Origin of the sequence: Plantactinospora sp. KLBMP9567, from assembly GCF_033446045.1 — a bacterium.
Classification (GTDB): Bacteria; Actinomycetota; Actinomycetes; order Mycobacteriales; family Micromonosporaceae; genus Plantactinospora.
On record NZ_JAWQRR010000042.1, the window covers coordinates 52,430 to 74,059 of the forward strand.

At 68.5% G+C, this 21,630-nt stretch carries 18 protein-coding genes; 11 read left to right on the forward strand and 7 right to left on the reverse strand.

Translation table 11 applies throughout. The annotated features are described in order from the left end of the window. Window positions 1–28: 28 nt before the first annotated feature. Window positions 29–871, forward strand: coding sequence for a sugar ABC transporter permease (locus tag R6Y94_RS31485; RefSeq protein ID WP_318399518.1), 843 nt, complete (start codon window positions 29–31; stop codon window positions 869–871). Then, a complete protein-coding gene (locus R6Y94_RS31490; RefSeq protein ID WP_318399519.1) occupies window positions 864–1,739 on the forward strand; it encodes a carbohydrate ABC transporter permease in 876 nt (291 codons plus the stop codon). Before R6Y94_RS31485 ends, R6Y94_RS31490 begins: the two co-directional genes overlap by 8 nt. Before the next feature lie 270 nt (window positions 1,740–2,009). Here the strand turns inward: R6Y94_RS31490 and R6Y94_RS31495 are convergent, their stop codons facing one another. The 3 genes from R6Y94_RS31495 to R6Y94_RS31505 form a co-directional block, all read right to left on the reverse strand. Next, window positions 2,010–2,939 (reverse strand): AraC family transcriptional regulator, encoded by a 930-nt coding sequence (locus tag R6Y94_RS31495; RefSeq protein WP_318399521.1) that lies wholly within the window; start codon window positions 2,937–2,939, stop codon window positions 2,010–2,012. A gap of 478 nt (window positions 2,940–3,417) precedes the next feature. Further along, on the reverse strand, window positions 3,418–4,059 hold the full coding sequence (locus tag R6Y94_RS31500) for a hypothetical protein (protein ID WP_318399523.1): 642 nt from the start codon (window positions 4,057–4,059) through the stop codon (window positions 3,418–3,420). Between the two features lie 548 nt (window positions 4,060–4,607). Continuing rightward, entirely contained in the window at window positions 4,608–5,288 is a 681-nt protein-coding gene (locus tag R6Y94_RS31505; protein WP_318399526.1) for a hypothetical protein, read from the reverse strand. A gap of 248 nt (window positions 5,289–5,536) precedes the next feature. On the opposite strand from R6Y94_RS31505, the gene R6Y94_RS31510 reads away from it, so the two are divergent. After that, the gene (locus R6Y94_RS31510) at window positions 5,537–5,734 is read left to right on the forward strand and encodes a hypothetical protein (RefSeq protein WP_318399528.1); all 198 of its coding nucleotides are present in this window, start codon (window positions 5,537–5,539) and stop codon (window positions 5,732–5,734) included. Window positions 5,735–6,006: 272 nt separating this feature from the next. Here the strand turns inward: R6Y94_RS31510 and R6Y94_RS31515 are convergent, their stop codons facing one another. After that, window positions 6,007–6,447, reverse strand: coding sequence for a hypothetical protein (locus R6Y94_RS31515; protein ID WP_318399530.1), 441 nt, complete (start codon window positions 6,445–6,447; stop codon window positions 6,007–6,009). A 569-nt stretch (window positions 6,448–7,016) separates the two neighbouring features. Here R6Y94_RS31515 and R6Y94_RS31520 point away from each other — a divergent pair. The 3 genes from R6Y94_RS31520 (at window position 7,017) to R6Y94_RS31530 (ending at window position 9,933) form a co-directional block, all read left to right on the forward strand. After that, window positions 7,017–7,610 carry a hypothetical protein gene (locus tag R6Y94_RS31520; protein WP_318399531.1) on the forward strand — a complete coding sequence of 198 codons (594 nt, stop codon included), beginning with the start codon at window positions 7,017–7,019 and terminating at the stop codon, window positions 7,608–7,610. Window positions 7,611–7,994: 384 nt separating this feature from the next. Continuing rightward, window positions 7,995–8,987, forward strand: coding sequence for a MerR family transcriptional regulator (locus tag R6Y94_RS31525; protein ID WP_318399743.1), 993 nt, complete (start codon window positions 7,995–7,997; stop codon window positions 8,985–8,987). A 331-nt stretch (window positions 8,988–9,318) separates the two neighbouring features. Continuing rightward, a complete protein-coding gene (locus R6Y94_RS31530) occupies window positions 9,319–9,933 on the forward strand; it encodes a hypothetical protein (protein WP_318399533.1) in 615 nt (204 codons plus the stop codon). Between the two features lie 127 nt (window positions 9,934–10,060). Here R6Y94_RS31530 and R6Y94_RS31535 read toward each other — a convergent pair whose 3' ends face one another. Continuing rightward, window positions 10,061–10,309: a hypothetical protein gene (locus R6Y94_RS31535; protein ID WP_318399534.1), complete on the reverse strand. Its 249-nt coding sequence runs from the start codon at window positions 10,307–10,309 to the stop codon at window positions 10,061–10,063. Window positions 10,310–10,453: 144 nt separating this feature from the next. Here R6Y94_RS31535 and R6Y94_RS31540 point away from each other — a divergent pair, with 144 nt between their 5' ends. The 3 genes from R6Y94_RS31540 to R6Y94_RS31550 all read left to right on the forward strand — a co-directional run bounded on the left by R6Y94_RS31540 (window position 10,454) and on the right by R6Y94_RS31550 (window position 14,455). After that, window positions 10,454–11,230, forward strand: coding sequence for a hypothetical protein (locus R6Y94_RS31540; protein ID WP_318399536.1), 777 nt, complete (start codon window positions 10,454–10,456; stop codon window positions 11,228–11,230). 1,007 nt (window positions 11,231–12,237) lie between these two features. After that, window positions 12,238–13,224: a serine hydrolase gene (locus tag R6Y94_RS31545; RefSeq protein WP_318399538.1), complete on the forward strand. Its 987-nt coding sequence runs from the start codon at window positions 12,238–12,240 to the stop codon at window positions 13,222–13,224. Window positions 13,225–14,041: 817 nt separating this feature from the next. After that, a complete protein-coding gene (locus R6Y94_RS31550) occupies window positions 14,042–14,455 on the forward strand; it encodes a hypothetical protein (protein WP_318399540.1) in 414 nt (137 codons plus the stop codon). Window positions 14,456–14,997: 542 nt separating this feature from the next. On the opposite strand, the gene R6Y94_RS31555 is transcribed toward R6Y94_RS31550, so the two are convergent. Continuing rightward, the gene (locus R6Y94_RS31555; protein ID WP_318399542.1) at window positions 14,998–15,900 is read right to left on the reverse strand and encodes a hypothetical protein; all 903 of its coding nucleotides are present in this window, start codon (window positions 15,898–15,900) and stop codon (window positions 14,998–15,000) included. A gap of 778 nt (window positions 15,901–16,678) precedes the next feature. On the opposite strand from R6Y94_RS31555, the gene R6Y94_RS31560 reads away from it, so the two are divergent. After that, the gene (locus R6Y94_RS31560; RefSeq protein WP_318399544.1) at window positions 16,679–17,551 is read left to right on the forward strand and encodes a DUF1963 domain-containing protein; all 873 of its coding nucleotides are present in this window, start codon (window positions 16,679–16,681) and stop codon (window positions 17,549–17,551) included. 360 nt (window positions 17,552–17,911) lie between these two features. Then, window positions 17,912–18,832 (forward strand): copper transporter, encoded by a 921-nt coding sequence (locus tag R6Y94_RS31565; RefSeq protein WP_318399545.1) that lies wholly within the window; start codon window positions 17,912–17,914, stop codon window positions 18,830–18,832. A gap of 172 nt (window positions 18,833–19,004) precedes the next feature. Here R6Y94_RS31565 and R6Y94_RS31570 read toward each other — a convergent pair whose 3' ends face one another. After that, entirely contained in the window at window positions 19,005–21,008 is a 2,004-nt protein-coding gene (locus R6Y94_RS31570; RefSeq protein ID WP_318399547.1) for a DUF6493 family protein, read from the reverse strand. Window positions 21,009–21,630: the final 622 nt, after the last annotated feature.

Genomic DNA, 21,630 nt, shown 5'->3' on the forward strand with positions numbered 1-21,630 from the left:
GCTGCCCTCACCTGGATGGGGCTACCTGATGATCGCTCCGGCGTTCGTCGGCCTCGTCGCGTTCTACCTCTGGCCGTTCCTCACCACCTTCGGCAAGAGCTTCATGGACGTACCGGCCTTCGGACCCGGGAGGTTCACCGGAGTAGACAACTACACCGAACTGCTCGGCGACGGACGCTTCTGGCAGGCCCTGCGCAACTCCGCGCTGTACACCGCGATCCTGCTGCTCGGCGTACCCGTAGCGATCGTCCTCGCCGCGCTCATCGAGCAGGTCGGCCGCGGCCGCGCCTTCTACCGGGTCCTGTTCTTCCTGCCGGTCGTGACCCTGCCGGTCGCGGTCAGCATGGTCTGGCGCTTCATCTACAACGGCGACTTCGGTCTGCTGAACTACGTCCTCTCCCTGGTCGGCGTCCCCGGGCAGTACTGGGTCGCGGACGCGACCTTCACGATCTACGCGGTCGGCGTCGTCGGCATCTGGATGAGCCTCGGCATCAACCTCATCATCCTCGGCGCAGGACTTCAGGCGATTCCGCAGGACCTCTACGAGGCCTCCTCGCTCGACGGCGCGGGACGGGTCCGCCAGTTCTTCCGGATCACCCTGCCGCTGCTGTCGCCGAGCGTGTTCCTCGTGACCGTGCTGACCGTGATCTCCGCGCTGCAGATGTTCGACCTGATCTTCGTAATGCTCCGCAGCGTCAACAACACCGCACTCGCCGATTCGAAGACCATCGTCTACCTCTTCTACGAGAAAGCCTTCGTGGAATTCGACCAGGGCTACGGCGCCGCGATCGCGATCGTGCTGCTCATGGTGATCATGGCCGCGACCCTCGTCCAGTTCCGCCTGCAACGTCGGTGGGTGTTCTATGACTGATCAGGCCCTGCGAAGTAGGCGGATCGACCGCGCGGCGACCGGTTCGAAGGCCTCTCGCCACGGTGATTGGGTCATCCACCTCGTCCTCGCCGCCGCGGCGGTGGTCATGGTCGCGCCGTTCGTCTGGCAACTGCTCACCATCTTCAAGTCCAACCGCGAGGCCTCGCAGGTGCCGCCGACGCTTCTGCCCGAGGACCCGACTACCGGCGCCTTCGGCACGTTCTTCGGCTCGGTGCCGTTCTGGGCGCAGCTCACCGTCTCGGTGTCCGCGCTCGTGCTCCGCGTGATCGGGCAGCTCACGGTCTCGGCGCTCGCAGGCTACGCGTTCGCCCGGCTCCGGTTCCCCGGACGCAGGCTCCTGTTCGGGCTGTTCATCGCCATGCTCATGGTGCCGAGCCAGCTGTTTCTCATCGGACAGTTCGGGATCATCAGGGACTTCGGGATGCTCGACAGCATTCCCGCCCTGGCGATCCCGGGCATGTTCTCGGCGTTCGGGATCTTCCTGATGCGGCAGGCGTTCATGTCGGTCCCCGCCGGCTTCGAAGAGGCTGCTCGCCTCGACGGCGCCGGACCCCTGCGGACGTTCTGGTACGTCATGCTCCCCATGGCCCGCCCGACGATGGCGGCGCTGGCCGTCCTTACCTCGCTCTACTCCTGGAACGACCTGCTCTGGCCGCTCATCGTGACTCCGCGCGGTGACAAGCGCCCGCTCACCGTGGGCTTGGCGGGCCTTCAGGGGCAGTTCGGGACCGATTACCCGACCCTCATGGCCGGCGCCCTCGTCGCGTCGCTGCCGCTCATCCTGATCTTCCTGGTGCTGCAGCGGCAGTTCTTCTCCGGCATCGCCAGCAGCGGCTTGAAAGGCTGAACGATTGTCGGGTCGCGCCGGGCCCAGGCGAAAACCCCGCGGCCTTGTCGGTTCGTCCGGATACCACTCCGGTATCCGGACGAACCCCCCCCCCCCCCTCGCCCCCCGGCATGGCCCCGCCCCCGCCCGCTCAGGATCGATGCGGCTGGGCCGGCTCCGGCTCGTCCGGGGTGGCCGCGCGGGCTTCCGGCGATCAGCCAGGGGACGAAGAGCCAGCAGCACGGCGAAGAATGTCCACGCCCTCGCCCTCAATTCGGCGAGCACGTGCGGTCACACCTCGAAGGCAGCCTCGGCGAGCTCGTAGCCGGCATGGCGGCGGCGGAAACTGCTCGGGCTCATCCCGTGGTGCTTCCGGAAGACCCGCGAGAAGTAGAAGGCGTCGTCGAAGCCGATCTCGGACGCGATCTCGGTGACCGTCGCACCCGTCGTGTCAAGCAGCTGCCGCGCCCTCGCCATCCGCAGCGCGGTGTGGTGAGCCAACACCCCGCCTCCGGTCGCCCGGCGAAACAGGGTGCTCAGATGCGACGGCGACACCCCCACCAGCCGCGCCAGCTCGGGCACCTTCACCTTCCCGTCGAGCCGCTCGGCCAGGTAGCTCATGGCGCGTTGCAGCGGATCCCCCGGTTCGGGAAGCAGTCGATCGACGGCGATCTGCGTCAGCAGCTTCCACGCGGTCCCCGCCGCGCCGACCAGACGGATCGGCGACTGGTCGCGCTCGACGCAGGTGACGATCTCGTCCAGCAGCGCCACTGCCCGACCGATAGCCCGCACCGGCACCACGGGCCGCTCGGTCGTGGCCCCCATGCAGTCCGCGAGCTTCGACACGTCCGACCCCATCAGATGCGCCCACCAGATCGTCCAGGGATCGCGCTCGTCGGCACCGTACTCGTGCGCGACGCCGCGGGGGATGACCAGTGCCTGCCAAGCTCCGATCCGATGCATGCCCGACCCGACGCGCGCCCAGCCCAGGCCCGAGGCACAGACGATCAGAACCACCTCGGGTGTGCCTCGAGAGCGTTGCATCCGGTGGTCGGCGGCATCCGGGTAGTACCCGGCGTCGGTGACGAGGAGCCGCCCGGTGATCGGGCGCCGTAGCGCCTCGGCGACGAGTGGACGGGGGACCGAGGCCAACCGCTGCCCCCGAAATCCCTCCTGGAGCGGCACCAACCTATCGTGCACGGCAACCAGCGGATTGTCCATGCGGTGGGCCATTCAATCCGCCACGGCGAGGTTCCCGGACGGCTGGGGCGGGCCCTCGCGGCGATCGGCATGTCCGTCCTCGTCGTCGTCAGCACCCCGGCCCTGGCGATCACCCCACTAGTCACCGGTGAGTACGACCGCCGCCCTGCCCGCGCGCTGCGGCGGCACACGCTCGCGGTCGGCGTGCACGCCGCTGCCGGTCCGCCCGTGTCTGCCCGTACACGCCGCTGCCGGTCCGCCCGGTACGTCGACGGTCGGCACCTGGTGGAGCCTTGCCGCCCACCACGGGCACCTGCCAGCCGTGCGGCTACTCAGGATGCTGCCGACCACGATGATGCCCTTGGCCGGTTCGATGACGGCCGGGCTCCGCAGCGCCGTCTCCACATGGTGGGCCAGGGGGCGGTGGTGTCGTAGGGGGTGGGCGTTGGCCTCTCGCCGTGCCTCAGGTTGAAGCCGACCGCTACGCAGGTTTGAAGGCTCATTCAATCGGGCCGCGGTCGACGAAACTGTACGTGCCGCGGGTACCGCCGTCCCCGACTTCCTGGATATAAAGGGCCGAGCCGTCGTTTTTCACCTGGACCGCGCCGAACTTCTCGTTCGTCAGGTGGTGCGTGAAGCGGCCCTGGTCGTCCGTCCCGTCAGCCTTGGTGACCTTGAAAAGCGTGGTCTCGTCCTCCGCGCAGGTCTTGGTGCTGAGCCTGACAGGCTCGGTACGTGTGTCGCCGTAGACGCAGCAGCGGCCGCCTTCCTCGCGCGCGCGCAGCGTTTCGAGGAGGTGCCTACCGTCGGGGGTCGGGACGATGCGGAACAGCGCGCCGTCATCGGTGCCATCGCCGATGGCGATCGGCCCCTCGTAGGTGGCGCTCCAGTCCTTGTCGTCCCCGGCGATGTGAATGAGGACCTTGCGATCACCGGCCAGGATCTCGTCGTAGTGGTCGGTGTCGCCCGACGGCGATCTGCCGGACGGTCCCGCGGCGGATGTCTCGGTCGCAACCGGCGACGACGTGCCGGAAGAAATGGTGTCGCCGGACGGGGCGCACCCCTGCGTCGTCAGCGTGACGGCGGCGAGGGCGATTCCGGTGGCGAGCGCTCGGGACGAGGGCACGACCTCCACCTCCACGCTGGGCGAATTGTCCTGGTCGATTGATCCGATACCCGGCGGTGTCGGTAGGGAAACCGATGACACCTTCTCGCGAGCGCTGGCGGGATCTGACTAAACAGGTCAGCATGCTGCCGCGGGGGGCCCTCAGGTGGAACCGAAGTGGTTCCCAGCCCGGCCGGGACCGGGGTCAGCGGCAACTCCCGAAGCGGCTCGGCACGAGGCTCATCCACGAGGCTTCAGAAGTAGTCCTAGCCGTTGAGCCGGGTCAGCGCGCGAAGCTGCGGGGCGCCGCCGAGTATCTGGAACTTGTCACGGTGCTCCGCGACCGGCCTCGCGCACCAGTTCGCGGTCTCGTCCCTCGAACGCTCTCAGGCAAGCCAGGTCGGGCTCGAACGGCGGCCCGATCGCCGCACGGTCCGTTGGTACGCGAGTAGGCCGCGACGAGCAGTACCGGCTGGCGCGCAAGCTGCCGCGCGACCGTGGGTCGTCCGCGGCCGGAGCGAGCAGAGCCAGTGGCTTGGCCGCTCATCAGTTGTCGCTCGGCGAGCCGCTTGCCGAGACCGCCGCTACGTCGCGGCGATCGGGTAACCGATGGCGGCGATCTCTTCCCTCAGGTCGGCGACGGTGAGTTGAGGGTTCAGGGCCTGTATCACGGGGTCAGTGAGCGGCCGGTGGGCGACGACGTGCTGGACTGTCGCCCGGTCCACCTCGATCTCGTAGTAGTCGCCGGCGAACTCGACGAACCGGTCGACGATGTCGTCGAGCAGGATTTCGAGCATGCCGGACCCGTCCGGCCCGGTGCCGTCGTACGGCCCGCGCACTGGTGGGAAGGTGATGCCTTCGCCGGCGTGCCAGCGGTCGTCACCAATCAACCGCCACAGCCCCGCGGTGGCGATGAAGTGCCCGGACTCGTCACAGAAGGCCGGTTCCTCCACCTGGGGACGCAGCACCACGGGGATGCCGTCAAGCAGGCCCGGCCACAACTCGTGGTCCGGATCGCCGTATGGCGACATCGCCGATTCATGGTCAAAAACCCGGATGAACGCGCCATCGGCGGTGAACACGACGGCCCACTCGTCGCCGCTGCCGTTGCTCATCAGCGCCGCCTCGTCCGTGCCCCATGTCGAGGTGTAGGCGTAGTACGCGTCCCCACCGTCGATGATGCGTTCCAGCACGGCCAATGCCTTGCAGCGCCGCCGCAGCCGGTCGATGGAAGGCAGCCTGGCGGCGATGTCGTACGCGGTCACTGGGTGACCCTACTTCGGGGCCGCAGCGGTTCGACGACCCAACCTGACTGGGCGCTGGTGGCGCCTACGCGCCCTCCTTCACCGCGCACTTTCACGCCACAGAGCAGGCGCGGCGGCCGGTCGCGCACGGGTCACACAGCGTCGCGGCGCACGGCTGGCACGCGGCGTCCGACCATGCCGAGAAGAGCGTCAGTGAAGATCCATCAATGGCTTGCGTTGCAGGCGTTCGGTCGATACGGTCTGGCCCGATGACATCCCTGACTCCACGACGAGTTCTTGCCGTCGTCCTGCTGCTGATCGCGTTCATCACTCTGGCTGCGTCGCGTGCCTTCCCGATCCTGGACGATGTCTCCGGCGTGGCGAAGTCGGCGATTGCGGTCGCAGGCGCGGCGTGCGTCCTGGTGGGCGTGTGGCTCTGGGTTCGCAAGACGCCGGACCAGCCGTAGGCGTAAGCGAACGGCTGTGGACTTCGCCGAAGGCCAGATTCGCATTCCTCATGCCAGCCACCCATGAAATCTACGCATCTTCCGCGCCGAGCGGGCGTGCCGGACACCAGCGGTCCCGTCACTTTCCGTACTCGTCGTTCAACTTGTCGGTCGCATGTCGCTGCCATGTCGAATGCCGCACCGGATCGTCGTCAGCGCCGGTGCCGGGTGTGGCCAGCGCCGGAGGTGACCACCGGTGTCCGTATCCGGGTGCGGCAGTGGCGCTCGGGTGATTAGTCTGCACGGTCCAGCGTGACGGTGCTGCGCTGGGGGGTGCTCGCCCACAGTGCTTGCAGAGTGGGGTAGTGCTGTAGTTCCCACTCCGCTTCACCGATCGCGTGGTCGCGGTCGGGGCCGGGTGGACTGAAGTCGAACCCGGTGTTCTGGACGCTGAGTTGGTCGAGATCGGCGAGCGCGGGCGCGTCGGGGAATATCAGGTCCAGGCTCACCTGCCAGTATTCTGGCTGGTACCAGTCGGTCTCGGTCCAGGTGTCCCGCACGTCGACGGCGAACTGTCGGGTGAAGCTCAGGCTTGGGAGCTGGTCGTGCCAGCTGTGCCGGCCCCACTGAACAATGAAGCCGTCGACGTCGCTGTCCGGCCCCGGCTCCAGGCCATCGACCGGCTGCGCAAGAAACTCGCGGAACGCCTTCCACGCGGCCTCGACGTTGTCCACCCGGTCCGGAGTCAGACCGTGTCGGTGTAGTAGCCCGGCCAGCTCCTTCGGCGAATCACGCCACCCGATACCCACCGTTCGCCCTCCCCGCTCGGGACCCGGCCGTCCGCTCGATGTCGACATGCACACGCGCATGACCGCCGCAGTGTGAAGCGTCATCCTTCCGCCGATGGCGGGGCCGGGTCCAGCCGGGTACTGGGACGTGGTCGGGCTGACCGGATGTCCGGTCGAGGCGGGCTGCTTGCAACGATCGACACCGGTGCCCAAACCGGCCGTGAGAGTGCGGCGTCAGTGCCATCCCGGGCCGGTGGGGCCGCTCGCCGCGATGGACGTCCGCCGTGGCCGCTTCTTCGCGCGCCGCTCGGACGTATCCGGATCTGCCGCAAACCGTGCGCGCCACCCTCAGCCGGACCCGGTTACGCGTCGTGACCCGTCGTTGACCGTGCACGTCCGGAACTGTCGAGAAGGGTGCGTCTACCGGGGGCTCGCGTATGGTCGCGTGCCCGAGTCGTAGGATCACGCGGCAACTGGGCACCGCCCTGGTCATCGTGGTGGAAAGGCGAGCTGGCGTGGGCACCGATATCGCAGGTGGGGTAGAAATCCGCCCGCACGGTCCGGGTTCACCGTGGCTCCTGGCCGACGTCAGTCTGGATGCCTTACCGCGCCACTATGATGCCTTCGGGCTGCTGTTCGGTGTGCAGAACTACGCCGGGTTCGAACCCGTTGCGCCCGGCCGTGGCCTACCGGAAGACGCCAGCCCGGACCTGCTTGGTCTCCAACTCGTAGACAGCGAACACGGTCACACCTGGGTGGCATGGACGCAGTTGGCTCGCATCGATTGGAGTGTACAAGCGTCTCGCGTTGACGACCGGATCCACGAGTACAAGTTGACAAGCGAAGGCCCGCGGTTCGTCGGCAAGTCTGGCCACCATGGGCGTGCCTGGCGGGCAGTGGCCGGCGAGCATGCCGATCCCAAGGGCAGCAGCTACCCTGAGGGAACTGAATGGCGCGCCGACGATCGGATGTGGCGGGTCGAGAGGCTCCTTCAGGGAGACGTGTTGCGTGTCGACCCGCAGTTGCGCGCGCTGTTCGACGCCATGCGCAATCTCGCCGAACGGCATGGCGACAACAACGTGCGGCTAGTTGTTTGGTTCGACAGCTGAGCAACTGGCGGCCGGGCCCTTGACAATGAACCATTTTCAACCTGAGTCGCGCGGCGCTCACACACCGCGTCCGACCTCGCGCTCCCACGGACCGCAAGGGGAGGTTGAAGAAGATTCACTGTCACCATCCCATGATCACATCCACTGCTCTCCGTGCAGCGGCGGGCGCACGAACCCGCTGTGGAGTACGCGCCGCGACAGGTCGCCTACGAGCTAGGCAGGGTGCCGGTTTCGGCTGGCGTGTGGCGCACGGTCATGCTCGACCAGGTACGTGATCTTGGTCGAGTGGCCGGGTCGACCTAGCCTGGGCCGTCTCCCGAGAATGTCAGGCGACCTGATTAGGGGCTTGTATCTCAAGCCGCTTGAGATCGCATAGTGAGCACCGTGGACATGAACGAGCTGTACGCCATCGGGGATGTCGCCCGGCGGACCGGCCTGAGCGTCAGCGCCGTCCGATACTACGCGGACGCCGGTGTCGTCACGCCGGCCGCCAGCACCCCGGCCGGCCACCGCCTGTACGACGTGTCGGCCATCGCCCGGCTGGAACTGGTCAGGACGCTACGGGAACTCGACGCCAGCCTGGACGAGATCAGGCGGATGCTCGCCGGCGAGGCGACGCTGCGCGAGTTGGCCACCACCCACCTGGCCCTGCTGGACCGACACGAGGCACGGCTGCGCAGCCGTCGCGCGGTGCTGTCGGCCATCCTGCGGCAGGACTCCAAGGCCGAGCAGGTCACGCTGATGCACAAGCTGGCCGGCATGCCGGACGAGGAGCGCGACCGGCTGATCGACGAGTTCTGGACCGAGGTCTCCACCGGCTGGGAGCCGCCGCAGCGGATGGTCGAGTGGTGGCGGGCAGCCCGGCCGGAGCTGCCCGAACATCCCACCGCGGCCCAGTTGGAGGCGTGGATCGAGCTGGCCGAGCTGGTCCGGGACACCGAGGTCCGACAGGCCCTGCGCCGTGAGCTGTACGAGGTGTGCACCACCGGGGCCGGGCCGCTGATGACCTCGTCGCCGATGCTGGACGCTCTGGAGGCGGCCACGCCGATCGGCCAGGCGGTGATGGACGCGGCGCGGGAGCGGGTGCCGCCGGACTCGCCGCGGGGGCGGGAGATCGCCGACCGGTGGATCGGGTGGCTGACCGGCATCTTCGCGACACCGGACAGACCCGGGATGCCGGACACGCCCGAGTTCCGGATCCAGGCGGCCGACCACATGCTGGCGGGCGCGGAGTGGGACCGCACCCCGCCCGAGCCGCAGGGACCGTTCGACCGGTACATGGCGCTGGTCACCGCCGTGAACAATGTGCCGCCGGAGCGGTTCCCGTTCGAGTGGCTGGCCGCGGCACTACGCGCGTCCGCCCTACCAGCTCCCTGATCAACGATACGCGGCTCGGCCGCTGGCCTACGGACACTCCACCGCAGAGTCGGACCCCAGCCACCGAGCCAGGCGTCCGCAACTGCCGCCGACCGTGCGCGCCGCCCCGGCCGGGACCGTCATGCCTGGTGGCCGGCACACCGTGCCGGTCGATGACCGCGACTGCCGAGAAGTGGACACCTCATCAATCCCTTCAGACATCCGGACCTGCCGCGATGAGCGGGTCCCTCGTGGCAGGACATGCTTCTGCTGTTACGCCGGTGTCGGGCGCCCGCAGATGATCTGCGGACCGTGGCCGCCAAGAGGATCGGGCGTCTGTCATCATGGCCGAATGTTCGAACCGGGGTCGCGGTCCAAGCAGGTGAGCACCTTCATGCTGCCCGCGGACGAGGCGGCGTTCGACGATGCGCTGGCGCCTGCGGTCGCCGACCTCGGGCAATGGGAGACCCACGACCAGCGAGCCCGGACCATCAAGCTGCACGACTCGTTGCCGGCTGCGCTGCACCACGACCGCACACAGGCGTTCCTGCGGCTGCTCAACCGTGACGGCGGCACCACAGGGCCTCTCATCCAGTACTTGCACACCTCGGTGGTGACCACGGACGAGGCTGTGCTCGCCGCTACCGGCGGTCGGTACCGGGCGACGGCTGAGCGGCCTGAATCGATGTCGCCGGGCCGGCTGGCATTCAAGTGGTTCCCTGAGGATGAAGCCGACTGTGTGCAGCGGGACTTCGTCGTCCTGGTCGACGCGGCCTGGAAGGCATTGCAGGCGGTCACGTCGCCGCACGTCGAAACCGCCGAGGGCAGGCCCTTAAGGCGGTACCGGATCGGGCCGGCGGCGAAGGCGTGGGCACTCGATCGACCGGACCCCCTTCTGCACGACCACGCGTTACGCCTGAGGATCCGCCTCGTCCGCCGCGTCCCTGACGTCGTGAGCGCCGGCTGATCCGCTTGCGGGCCCCGATCCGGTCCAGCACCGGCCGGATCCCGTTCGATCCAAGATCAGGTGTACGGATTTGACCGCCGACCGGGCGCCAGCGGCGCAATCGCGCTCAGGCCGGTGCGCCGCCATGTCACACACCAGGAACGATGTCGCTCTGTCTCTCCTTGCCGGTATCGACGAACCTCGTCAGGTAGGCCGGCCGCTCCAGCTCGCTCGCCCGAGCCGTTGAGGAGACCTCTGCCCGGTGCCCCGGATCATCGAACAACCGATACGCCTGGGCAAGTCCCACAAAGTCCATGCCGGCTTGTTCGGCCGCGTACCCGAGACCGGACGGCGCGGTGCAGACGAGCCAGAACCAGGACCACCGTGTGACCACCACCGGTGCCAGCCCCGGGGCGGCCACATCCAGGAAGACGGCAAGAAGGACAGTCCCAGCCCGGCGACGACCAGCCCCAGAGGACGGATTAGGATCCGGCCCGCCTGGTTCCAGCGCCGAGGGCGCGGTCGCGGAAGGAGTACCTCGATGGGAACTCGCCGGCATGCCTCTGTGGCGCTGGCGGCGGTCGTTGTCTCACTCGCCCTAGCCCTCAACGGCTGCGGGCTCTCGGGCAGGGCCGACGGGCGACCCATGCCCGTCGAGACCACCTCGAGGCAGCTCACCGCACTGGAGAAGCTGGCGGAGTCGGCGGCGCGGATGAACGCTACGACGATCGGGGTCTCGATGCGTGCGCCCGGAATGACTTCGGAGGCCAGGCTGGATCCAGTCGGACGGAAGGGCACCATGCGGATGGAGCTGGACCAGAGCGACGGCAAGACCCTGGTGGTCGAGCTGATCCGGGCGGAACAGGACCACTACATGCGGTTGTCCGGCTCGCCGGGACTGCCGCGGAAGTGGCTGCGGATCCCGGCTGGGGGCGTCGCGAAGGGTGGTGCGCTGGATTTCATGCCGGAGGACGACCCGAGCGGTGCCGTCACCCTGGTGAAGAGCATCGTCAACGCGAAGCGGGACGGCGGGCACACCTTTCTCGGCACCATCGACCTGACCAGGTCGGGACGTGCCGGCGGGCGGGCGCTCAATGAGTTCTCCGAGCGGTTGACCGCGGTTCCGTTCGAGGTCTTCACCGAACCTCAGGGCCGATGGAGCTGGATCGAGATCGACGTGCCGAGCGTTGTGCCGGAGCTGGCCATGGTCAGGTTCAGCTACCACAGTTGGGGAGAGCCGGTGACCGTCCAAGCGCCGCAGCCCGGGGAGGTCGACGACGCCCCACCAGCGCTTATCGAGGACCTTGTCGAGGCGTGACCTCGCCCGCCGCTGCCGGTCGACGCGCATCGCCGTGGCGGCCTCGGGTGTCAGCAGCCGGGAGGAAAGGCCGGTGTCCGCGTCGACTCCCGTTCGAGCAACAGGCCTATTTCGACAGTCGGGCGTCGGGTAGTGCGGTGAGCCGGCGCCGGCTGGCGACCAGGACAATCTGGGGCTCGTGAACCGGGACCAGGGCTGTGACGTGCAGTTTGTACGACGCAAACCAACCAGCGGCGGCAACGAGCCGGATGTACGGCTGTTTCGTTTTCGAGTCTGGCTGTGATCCACATCGCTACTTTCGCGGAATACTGATCGTTCTGGGAGACCCAAACACACTGACCGCACTCAATTCGACACGTCCGGGTTTTGGTGGCCGCGAAGCACCCTACGGTGCGTGATGCACCCGGCCGCCGCGGCGTACGGTCGGCGGCAGAACTATGCAGTTGATCCTGGATGGAATCCGAGGATCGCCAGGTTTCTCGACCGGCGCCATCTACGCCATCAGCGGCGGCCGCGCTAACGGCACTGGCAGGTAGACGATGGCGAGGCCGGTACCCTCCGCCGCGAAGGCCGCTGCGGTCGCGGCAGTTGTCGCGGCGTCAGCCGGGCAACATGGGCGCCGGCGGCCCCGGTCCCTACAAGCTGTGGGGAGACCACGAGGCGTGACGGCTCCGACTGGGGGCGGGGCGCCCGGGCGGCGGCAAAATGCGGGTGTGGTCGGCGGTTCGCACTGGACGTGGCGATTGGTGTTGCTCGTGCCCGGCGTCGACCGGCGCGCGGAAGCGACCCACCGGGTGTGGCACACAACGTGGGGCCGGCACGGTCCGGTTGGGATGTCGAGGCTCTGCGCCAGGAGGTGATCGCTTCCGGGATCGGATCGTGGCCGTGGTGGCAGCTGTGGGGGGCCAGCTTGGACTCCTCCTGCTCGGATGGCATGGAAGCGGCAATTTCCGGTATAACGAATCGTCCGCTGTTCCGCTGGTTGGCGATCCTCGTGGAGTGGCCCTATGACGACACGGTTGCATGACCGCCTTGACGAAATGGTCGAAGGTGGCCAGGTCGGTGGTCTGCACGGCGTCGTGGCGGTTCGCGGTGGCCAACCCTTGCTGGAGTACTACGGGGCGGGTGAGGATTTCGCCTGGAACGCCTCGCTGGGCGTCCTCGAGTTCGGGCCTGAGACGCTGCACGACATCCGGTCGGTCACCAAGAGCGTGACCGCGTTGTTGTACGGCGTCGCGCTCGGCGAAGGGCTGGTCCCGCCGCCGACGGAGCCGCTCCTGCGGCAGTTCCCGCAGTATCCCGACCTGGCGGCCGATCCCCAGCGTGCCCGGCTCACCGTCGAGCACGCGCTGACAATGTCGTTGGGCTTGGAATGGCGCGAAGACGCTCCCTACGACAGCCCAGCCAATGCCGAGATCGCGATGGAGCTGGCGCCGGACCGGTACCGGTACATCCTGGAGCGGCCGATCCTCGGGCCGCCGGGCGCCCGATGGACCTACTGCGGCGGCGCAACGGCCCTGCTCGGCCGGCTGATCTCCGACGGCACAGGGCGGTCGCTGCCGCAGTACGGGCAGGCCGTGCTGTTTGCGCCGCTGGGTATCGACGGCGTCGAATGGATGACTGGCGCGGACGGAGTGGCCTCAGCCGCGTCCGGGTTGCGACTTTCGCCCCGCGACCTGGCCAGGATCGGCGAGCTCGTGCTGGCAGAGGGAGCCTGGGACGGTCAGCGGATCGTCCCCGCCGACTGGATTCACGCCATGCTCCAGCCACGCCTACAGACCGGTTGGGGCGAACAGTACGGCTACCAGTGGTACATCGGCTCTCTCCAACATCATCGGCTGGCGACCGGCATGGGCAATGGCGGCCAGCGCCTGTTCGTCCTGCCCGACCTGGACCTCACCGTGGCCATCACCGCGGGCAACTACGACGACCCTGACCAGGGGCGGACCCCGCTCACGATGCTGGAGCGGATCATCCTCCCCGCAATGGCCTGACGGCGCCGCGCCGTCGGTCAAGCCAAGTCGGCAGGGCACGCGGCCGGGCCAGATCGTCGGGGAGGGCATCTTCTCCGTTCGCCGGAAACGCACCCGTGTCACGGCACCCGTTCGACATCCGGTCCTCAGCAGGACAGCACGCCCGCTCGACTCAGAGGCAGCTACCAAGCGTGATCGCCCTGCCGGGCGAGCATGCCTGGATTGCGGCATGATCGGACGCCGCGCATCAGCCGTATGCTGCCACGCTCTCTGACCCGTGCGTAGCCCACCGCCGCGGGTGCTCTGCGGCAGTTGCGGATGCCTCGTGTGATCGTCACGCCCTGCGACGGGCTTCCGCCAGGCACTTGATGTGTGCTGCCCGCCGCTTCAACAGGCGTCGTAAGTACGGCGCGATCAGTGTCCGGATCGCCACCGCGCCCAACGGTCCCAAGGGGGCGCTGATGGTCCTGCCGTCGGTCATCTGCGTTCCGAAGCCATTGCCGTCCTCGAAGTGGTGCTCGTGGTGTAGGGCGCGGAAGGGACCCCGTGTCTGTAGCCCCGAGTGAGGTTGCTGGTCATCTGCTCATCGGCACGACAGAACGCGACGGCCGCGTGGCGTCGGTACCATGCGGTGATGGCCGGGTAGGCGGGCAACGCGCGCACTGCGGCGGATCCGGATGGCAGTCATACTCGGATCACGGTAGAAGCCCGCCGATGTTCGCCCGGTGCCGTCTCGCGGGAGGTTCGGCTACTGACGGGTGGGTGTGGAGTGAGCAAGACAGTACCGATCGGGTTTGGTGGGCGGTGGATCTGGGCCTACGACGTCAGCCTCGGAGTCTTGCTCCTGGAAGCCATTCAGGTGGCCGGGGAGACGCCACCCGGGCAGCGGTCACCATGGACGGATCCGGTGTTGGAGGAGCTGCGAACTCACGTGCAGGTCGGCGCCAGCTTCGCCTTCCTACTCGACGCCGGCAACTGGGACAACGAGCAACAGGACTACGTCCGCGCGATCATCGCGGAGGCGGGACGCCGGCTGCGCGGGTACGGAGTCGTCACGTCGGTGCAGGCTGCTCATCGCTACGTGATCGAGGGTGAGCCCCTCTTCCTGCGTGGACATGAGCAGATCAACGGCGAGGTGGTCGCCGACCTCGCCGAGGCGATCGAATGCTTGATCCAGGACCAACTGCCGCCGGTGCCCGTGACCGACCGGCATTGGTTCTTCGGCCTAGAGGGTGGCCCGCGCACACTGTGAGGGCAGGCAGCCGAGCGTGCCTGGCACGGGACACCAACACTCCAACGAATTGCCATCGGCTAGTACTCCAGCCGTACCTACTGTATTCGGAGTCGTCTTCGCTGGTAGTGGCTTACTTTTGCCCGGTACTGGCGGCGACGGCGCCACCATGGCCATCGATAGACGTGATCAAGTGTGCCAGGAGACGGCGGACCTCGCCCAAGGTGAGTGGGATGAGCCCCTGTCGGTCGGGTTCGGATCCCCCTTTTCGGGGTGTGCGGCGGTGACGGCGAGATGGGCGTGGGCGGACATAACCACAACTACGTCGTTTCCGCACCAGGGCCGGCGCGTGGGCGGCGAGGAAATCGGCGCGGGCACTACCCGAATCGGTGGGCACCTTCTGACTGCACGGGTTGAGCCGGCGGGAGACGTGGCACTGACCGTCGCGGCCGTCGCGCTGGTCGGGGTGTGGAGCGCGGTGTATGTATGGTGGCTGCTGCGCCGGACCGGCCTCATCGGCATGCTGTTCATCCCGATCTGGCTGCTGCTGCCGGGGGAGCGGATCAGTTGGCGTTGTCCCGCGGGTCGGCAGAAGGCGCCTCGGAGCCAATCGCGGCTTCCACGGCCGGCGGCTTGCCACGCGGAGGCGACGGCTCGCGGGAAGCGGGCAGCGCCGGAGCGACCGGCGGTCGAACCGCCACCGTCGCCGACGGGAAGGCCATCAGCTGGACAACGACCACTATGCCAGGCAGCATGACCGACAGGAGAGCGGCGGCTATGAATACGCCTGGCGAGACCCCGTCCGCCCAGTAGCTCCGGTCGACAGTGGTCAACAGGCCGAAGATGACGGCACAGCTGAGGACGTAGGCAATCCCGAGGTAGGCCGCGTGGGTCACCGCCCGATGCGCCCCGTAACGAAGTCGGGGAGCAAACGCGTGCCCGACGACGACCAGCGCGACCAGCGCCGACCACGCCCGGACCAGCCAGTCGAGCCAGAGATACATCCCCTCCGGCCGGACATCCCTCAGATAGTCGTGCGCGGTCACCGCCAACTGTCCGACTATCACCAAGGACAGACCGTAGGCGGTCACCCGGATCAACCGGAGGGGGGACTCGAACTCGCTGCGCCCGGCGATCAGCCAGGCTAAGCCGGTGAACAGGGTGAGCGAGCCAACCCCAAGCATCCCAGCCGCCACCGTCGTCTGCGTCCAGGCCCGGGGGCAGGTCTGTTCACCGGCGATGACGCCAAAGAAAAAGCTGTCCAGAGCGAACGTGACCAGGCCGGCGATGAACATGGTCAACGCCTTGGCCGATGGACGTCTCGGCGTCCCTCTATCGATCAGCATGACTATGCCAGCGAAGACGAGGCCAGCGACCACGCCGGCCAGCTGGGAGTGTGCCCCGGCCGAGCCAAGCGGATTCCAATCTACCGACTCACACGCTTCGCCCACCGGCACCTCGCCCAAGTCCTTGACAGTCGGACCACACCGTCGACGCTATCGGTGCGGGTGTCACTGTAGTGAGCGAAGGCAAAATTTCCGGACACATCACCGCCCGTACAGGGGTATGACAGTAGCCCGGTCGAAGGAATTCGGGCCACGCAAACCCCAGGAAAAACGGCGCTATTCGGCCGACACCCTCGGGCGAACGTGGAGTCGCGGCGGCGGTGGGAATCAGGGCCGACGGGCAGGAACGGTCCGGCGGACGCAGCAGCCGTGCGATCCTCACCCCTGGTGCCAGGGAGTTGGGTCCAGCCAGGTCGATGTGGTTGCAGTGCCGGCCCAGTTGGGCCGTCCTGGGAAGGGTTCAGGTCACGGTGGGTCTGGCTGGTCGTGGAGCAGGCCCACGTCCGTGTCCGCGCCTGCGGCGTTGGCCACGGTCAGGGCGAGTCGTTCCTTGTGGAGCAACATGTCGTCCGCGCATTCCTCCGGTAGGCTGCGGCCCCAGCGTTCCATGAAGGAGTTCGCCCTCGGGGTGCGTGGCGGAGTCTTGACTACCGTGATGCCTTCGGCGGTGAACACCGCGTCGACGGCGGCTGTGTTCCCAGCGTCGGGGTCGCGGACGAGGAACCGGAATCCGTTGGCGCTCCGTACGCCGTCGTTCGACTTGTCGGACGCACGCTCGTGCCGATGTGGGCGTGCCCGATCACCCCGGCGGTGCCGACAAAGGTGTCTGCGGGCCGTGGGCCAACCCCGGTCGCCGGCTCGCCCTCTCGTCGTTGTCTCCGTGGCATCATGCTGGGCCATGGATCATCAGGGGCAGTTTCGTCGGGCAGCGCTCGAGTCGGGCATCCCGGACGACGAGACCAGCGGGTTCACCAAGTACCTCCGTTTGTCGATCGGGTTGAGCGGGGGTTCCGGAGGTGTTCCGGTCGGGCAGTTCGGTGGATTGCCCCGGCTGCCGGTGGGCATGGACTGGCCGTTCGCCGGGGTCACTCCGTTGCCGTTCATCTTCTCCGTCGACTGTGCGGCGCTGCCGAGAGTCGACGGCTTCGGCCTGTCGGTAGACGGCTCGCTGCTCTTCTTCCTGGACCACGAGGAGGACTACCTGGCCAGAGCCACCGGGGAGCGGAGGTACGCGCGAGTCGTGTACGTACCGGCTGGCACCGATACCGAGGTGGCGGAAGAACCCACCAACTATGAGTTCGTCGGCAAGCAGTACGACGTCGGCGCCACGCTCCTCGCGCAGCTGCCCAATTGGTTCGGCACGGACGAGGACGAGGACGACCCGTCGCCCTTCCAGCAGCAGTTGGCCCGTGACCTGGAGCGTGACCTGCCGCACCTGGACGAACTCTCTGCTCTGGCCTACGACCTCTGGCCGCCCGACGAAGGGCTCCCCAGCGCCTATATCGGCGGGTATGCCGACGACGAGGTGATCACGAGTATTGCGGAGCAGATCCTCGTGGGGCGCGAGAAGGCCGGCGAAATCGTCATCCCGGTGGCAAAGTGGTATTCCCATGTGGAAAAGGAGAAGCACCGGCTGACGAGCGATTGGGTGTCGCTCGCCCGCTTTTCCTTGGCCGACGAGTTCTACTACGGGAGTTTTGTGATCCGCCACGACGACCTGGTCGCCGGTCGGCTGGACAAGGCGTTTTCCGTGACCGAGTTCAGCGAGTAGAACACCGGCGGCGCCGAGTGCGGCTGCGGATCTGCGTTGCCTGCGATCGTCGACGTCAGGTGCTGGGCATCCGTTCATGTCCCGGAGCACACGTGGCGGCCGGGTGTGCACGGGTCACAGAGCGTGGCGGCGTACGGCAGGCGCGCGGCGTCCGACCATGCCGAGATCGGGCACAGGACCGTGGTCCTGGGGGAGGATCCTATCTTCAGTGAATTCAAAGGTCAGGATGCGGTGACAGACGAGCCTCGTCCCCGATTCGGCTGCTTGTCGACCGGCGTCGCCACAATCGCCACCGGGCCGGCGACAACAGCCGAACCCTGGTCTCCGCGGACTCGCCCAGCCGGGTCGTAGGATACGCCGATGATCAATTTCCGCTATCACATGGTCTCTCTCGCCGCGGTGTTCCTCGCCCTGGCAGTCGGTGCGGTATTCGGCACCGCCGCGGCGAACGGACTGGCCTCCGACGTACTGAGCGACTCGCTCAGCGCGGCGCACAAGGCCAACAAGCAGCTCCGTCAGACGGCCGACGATCTCCAGGCGGAGGCGAGCCACAAGGACGACTACATTAACGAGACAGCGCCGGCTGTACTCCGCAGCACACTGGTCGGCCGCCGGGTCGTGGTGGTGACGACGCCATCCGGACGCGACCACGCCGACGGCGTAATCGAGAAACTCGAACTGGCTGGCGCCGCCGTCACGGGTCCGATTGACATCCAGGAGGCATTCTTCAACCCGAAGGACAAGCTGGACCTGCTCGCCCTGACACGCCGTAGCGCGCCGTCCAGCACGCTGCCGGCCAACAGCGACGGAGTCGAGACCGCCAGCGCGCTCCTGGCCAAGGTTCTGCTCACGCCCGACCCGCCCGGAGCACCGCTCGTCGCCAGCCGCTCGGTGGTGCTGTCCGCATACGCCGACGCTGGATACCTCACCGGGCCGAAGCGGATCGACCGTCCCGCGGACGCGGCCGTCCTGGTGACCGGGGCAGCCTACGTGGAACAGGACTCGGCCGACCGGAACCGCGCGATCGTGACCATGGCCGCACAGCTCGGCACGGCCGGGCGGATCGTCCTAGCCGGCACGGCTGCCGGTGACGGCAGCGCCATCGAGGCGGTTCGCGGCGACGAGGCACTCACCGGGCGCATCTCGACGGTCGACGGGGTAGCCGGCGCGCAGGGCCACGTCGTCACGGCGCTCGCACTGGCCGAGCGGATCGCCGCCGACCGGGTGGGCAGCTATGGCACCGCCGAGGGCGCCGACGCCCTCACCCCAAGACAGCGGTGACCCGTCCGGCACGGCACGGAGGTGGTCGGCTGAGGAAAGCGGGTACCCGATCATGGAAGGTGGGTCGGTCGACCTCGGCTGAGCGTGCGCCCGTCGCCGGCTTTGCTGGCGTCGGTTCCCGGGTTGCCGCCCAAGGGCTCGTTCGGCTGAGGCAGGAAAGACCTGTCCCGGTCTACATGCGGGTCGTGACGCGCCTGCCGGCTAAGGCCGGTGCGTGCCGATCCCTCTGGAGTGGCGCTTGCTCGACGAAAAGACCCGCCGACTGCACGGACATCGACGGGCTCTTCGTCGACCGGGTGTTTCCGCCCGAGCCGTTGTACGAGCGGTACACCCTGGTGAGCTGCACGCCGTCCGGACCGCTGCTCGCCGCGAGGACGACAACAATCGTGGCGGCACTGTCCACCCGCCGTCCTCGGACATCGGCTGATCGCGTACGCCGCGACGCCCCGGCCGCCGAACGAGTACGGCTCCTCAACCGGCTCCACGTCCTCTTCCGCGACCTGATCCCCGGCGGCGCGGTACTCAACCTCACCGCGAACAAGCCGCCGCACTGCTGCGCGGCGACCCGCTCATGCAGCACGCCGGGGTCGAGGGAGCCGTTGGCGGCGGTCGGCGCGGCGAGCAGGCCGACATCCGCCGGCGCCCGGCCGAGCTGCGTGCCGAGTTCGGCGAGGCGCAGCCGGAGCAGCCAGTGCGGCGGCGCCACGCGCGGATCCGGGGGGCCCGCCTGGCGGAGTGCGGCGAGCAGGCCGGCCCAGCGGGCCCGCAGCGCGGCGGCGTCGGGGGCCTCGACCGCTGCCCGCAGCAACCCGGCCAGCTGACCGTGCAGACAGCACGGATCCCAGGGGTGCTCCAACCTCCGGTTCGGGAGCCGGTCCACCACCGCTCTCAGGCTCCGGGCGAGTCGGGGCTGGTCAGCACCGACCAGCCGGGCCAGGCCGTCGAGCACCCGCTCCAACGGCAGTATGGCCAACTCGCCGCCGAGCAGGATGGCGGCCTCCTCGACCAACTCGTCCGGTTCGGTGATCGGCGAAGGGGCGGCGGCCAGGACCGGCGGTGCCGGCAGCTCGTCGCCCCGGTGCTCAACCGCCGTCGGCGCCGGTGCCGGCACCGCCCCGTGCTTGGTCGCCAGCGTGGCGGCCCGGTCCCGTAGGTCGGCCGCGGGATGCCCAGCGCCCTCTCCGAGTACGGCGGCGATCTCCGCGGCGCGGTCCGGCCGTTGCCGGGCGAGCTGGTCGAGCCAGTTGAGTTGGGCACGGACCAGCCCCTTGTCCGGCCGGGCCAGCACCGTCCGGGACGCGTCGAGCAGGGCCTCCACCTCGACCTCTGGCAGTCCGTGCAACGCCCGCTGCGCCATCGACGCCACCGGACCGGGGCCGTCGGCGAGCAGGCGCAGGTAGTCGGCGACGTGTTCGGCGGACTCGGCCGGAGTCGGCGCGAGCAGGTCGTGCAGGGCGACGAACGGGCGCAACGCGGCGGCCCGGTCGCCTCGGACCAGCCGGTCGAAGCAGCTCCGCAGCAGCACCTTCCGGTCCAGCCGGCCCTCGGCGGCGAGCCGGGCGAGCGCGGACGGCAGAGCAAGGTTCTCCCCGGCCTTGAAGTCGTCGAACCCCAGCCGGGTGCCGAGGCCGTCCACCTCGAACAGCCGGGGCAGCAGCGTATCGAGGAACGGGTCGATGCGGAGCCGGTCGAGCAGCGGAACTTCGCGCTCCCGTCGAGGCGGCCACGACAACATGCGGACCCAGCCCGTGACGAACCGCTCGTCGGTGGGGGGCGCGGCCCGGTCCGCCACGAGCAGGTAGGCGATGAAACGCGTGGCGATCCACGGATCCGTCCGGGGCAGCCGGTCTGCCAGCCGGTGAGCGAGCTCGGGCAGCCAGTCGACGCCCCGGTGCCGCGCCATCCGGACCACCGGCGGCCCGTCCTCCTCGTCGAGCGAGACCGATCGCCGGCCGAGCAACTCGGCCACCTTCGCCGCGCTCGGCAGAGCGCCGACCGCGGCGACGGCCAGCGCCGTCGCCTTCCGGCCGGCCCACCGGTTGTCCCGGAGCTTGCGGACGTACGCCACCAGTTCGGTGTCGATCTGGCGCCGTCGCGACTCGTCGAGGCCGGTGAGCGCCACCGTGATCTCGTCAACCGCGCCTTCGTGGATGAGGTCGAACAGGTCACTGGTCACGCTGGGACCTCCGCCCGGCCGACGAGCATCGTGACCGCGAGGGCGTGTTTGCTGGGACCGCGCTGCCCGCGATGTCCGGTCCCTCACGGGCGGGCCACCAGCGGCGGCCCGGGGCTTGCTCAGGAAACCGGGGAAGAACCGCGGGTAAGCCGGCGGACCGCCACGGGTCTGCAGGGCGAGCCCGTCGGGACGCCGGACGGCAGGCCGGAAATACCGGTACGTGGCAACGGCGGTCACGACGCGGGATGTTATCCGCCACGACCGACACGCGCGTACTGTCCCGGCGTTACCGTCACCATCGCCGTTACCTGCCCGGTGCTGGACGAGATCCTGGCCTGGTCTCCGGTCTGCCGGCCGGAAGTCCCGAAGGTGCCGTTGCGTTATCCGACCGTGAGACGCGTCAGGCTCGGGTCGGTGATCGCGATGATCTTACCGGCCGCGCTGGTGGGACGAGTTTCGTACTACGGTCAGACCGCGACCTGACCCGGATCACTGCCGCACGGCATCCGCTCCTGCCGCCGATCGTGCCCCCTGGGGGGCCTCGGCACATCGGTCACGCTGCGTCGGTCAGTCTCGGTGCGGTTCCCTTGCGGACATGGCTCCGGTTACTTCTTCGCCCCTC

Excerpts from the sequence above, each read along its gene's own strand:
- R6Y94_RS31565 (WP_318399545.1), top strand. The coding sequence starts at position 17,912 with ATGATCAATTTCCGCTATCACATGGTCTCTCTCGCCGCGGTGTTCCTC.
- R6Y94_RS31530 (WP_318399533.1), top strand. The coding sequence starts at position 9,319 with ATGTTCGAACCGGGGTCGCGGTCCAAGCAGGTGAGCACCTTCATGCTG.
- R6Y94_RS31510 (WP_318399528.1), top strand. The coding sequence starts at position 5,537 with ATGACATCCCTGACTCCACGACGAGTTCTTGCCGTCGTCCTGCTGCTG.
- R6Y94_RS31495 (WP_318399521.1), bottom strand. The coding sequence starts at position 2,939 with ATGGACAATCCGCTGGTTGCCGTGCACGATAGGTTGGTGCCGCTCCAG.
- R6Y94_RS31545 (WP_318399538.1), top strand. The coding sequence starts at position 12,238 with ATGACGACACGGTTGCATGACCGCCTTGACGAAATGGTCGAAGGTGGC.
- R6Y94_RS31540 (WP_318399536.1), top strand. The coding sequence starts at position 10,454 with ATGGGAACTCGCCGGCATGCCTCTGTGGCGCTGGCGGCGGTCGTTGTC.
- R6Y94_RS31490 (WP_318399519.1), top strand. The coding sequence starts at position 864 with ATGACTGATCAGGCCCTGCGAAGTAGGCGGATCGACCGCGCGGCGACC.
- R6Y94_RS31560 (WP_318399544.1), top strand. The coding sequence starts at position 16,679 with ATGGATCATCAGGGGCAGTTTCGTCGGGCAGCGCTCGAGTCGGGCATC.
- R6Y94_RS31485 (WP_318399518.1), top strand. The coding sequence starts at position 29 with ATGATCGCTCCGGCGTTCGTCGGCCTCGTCGCGTTCTACCTCTGGCCG.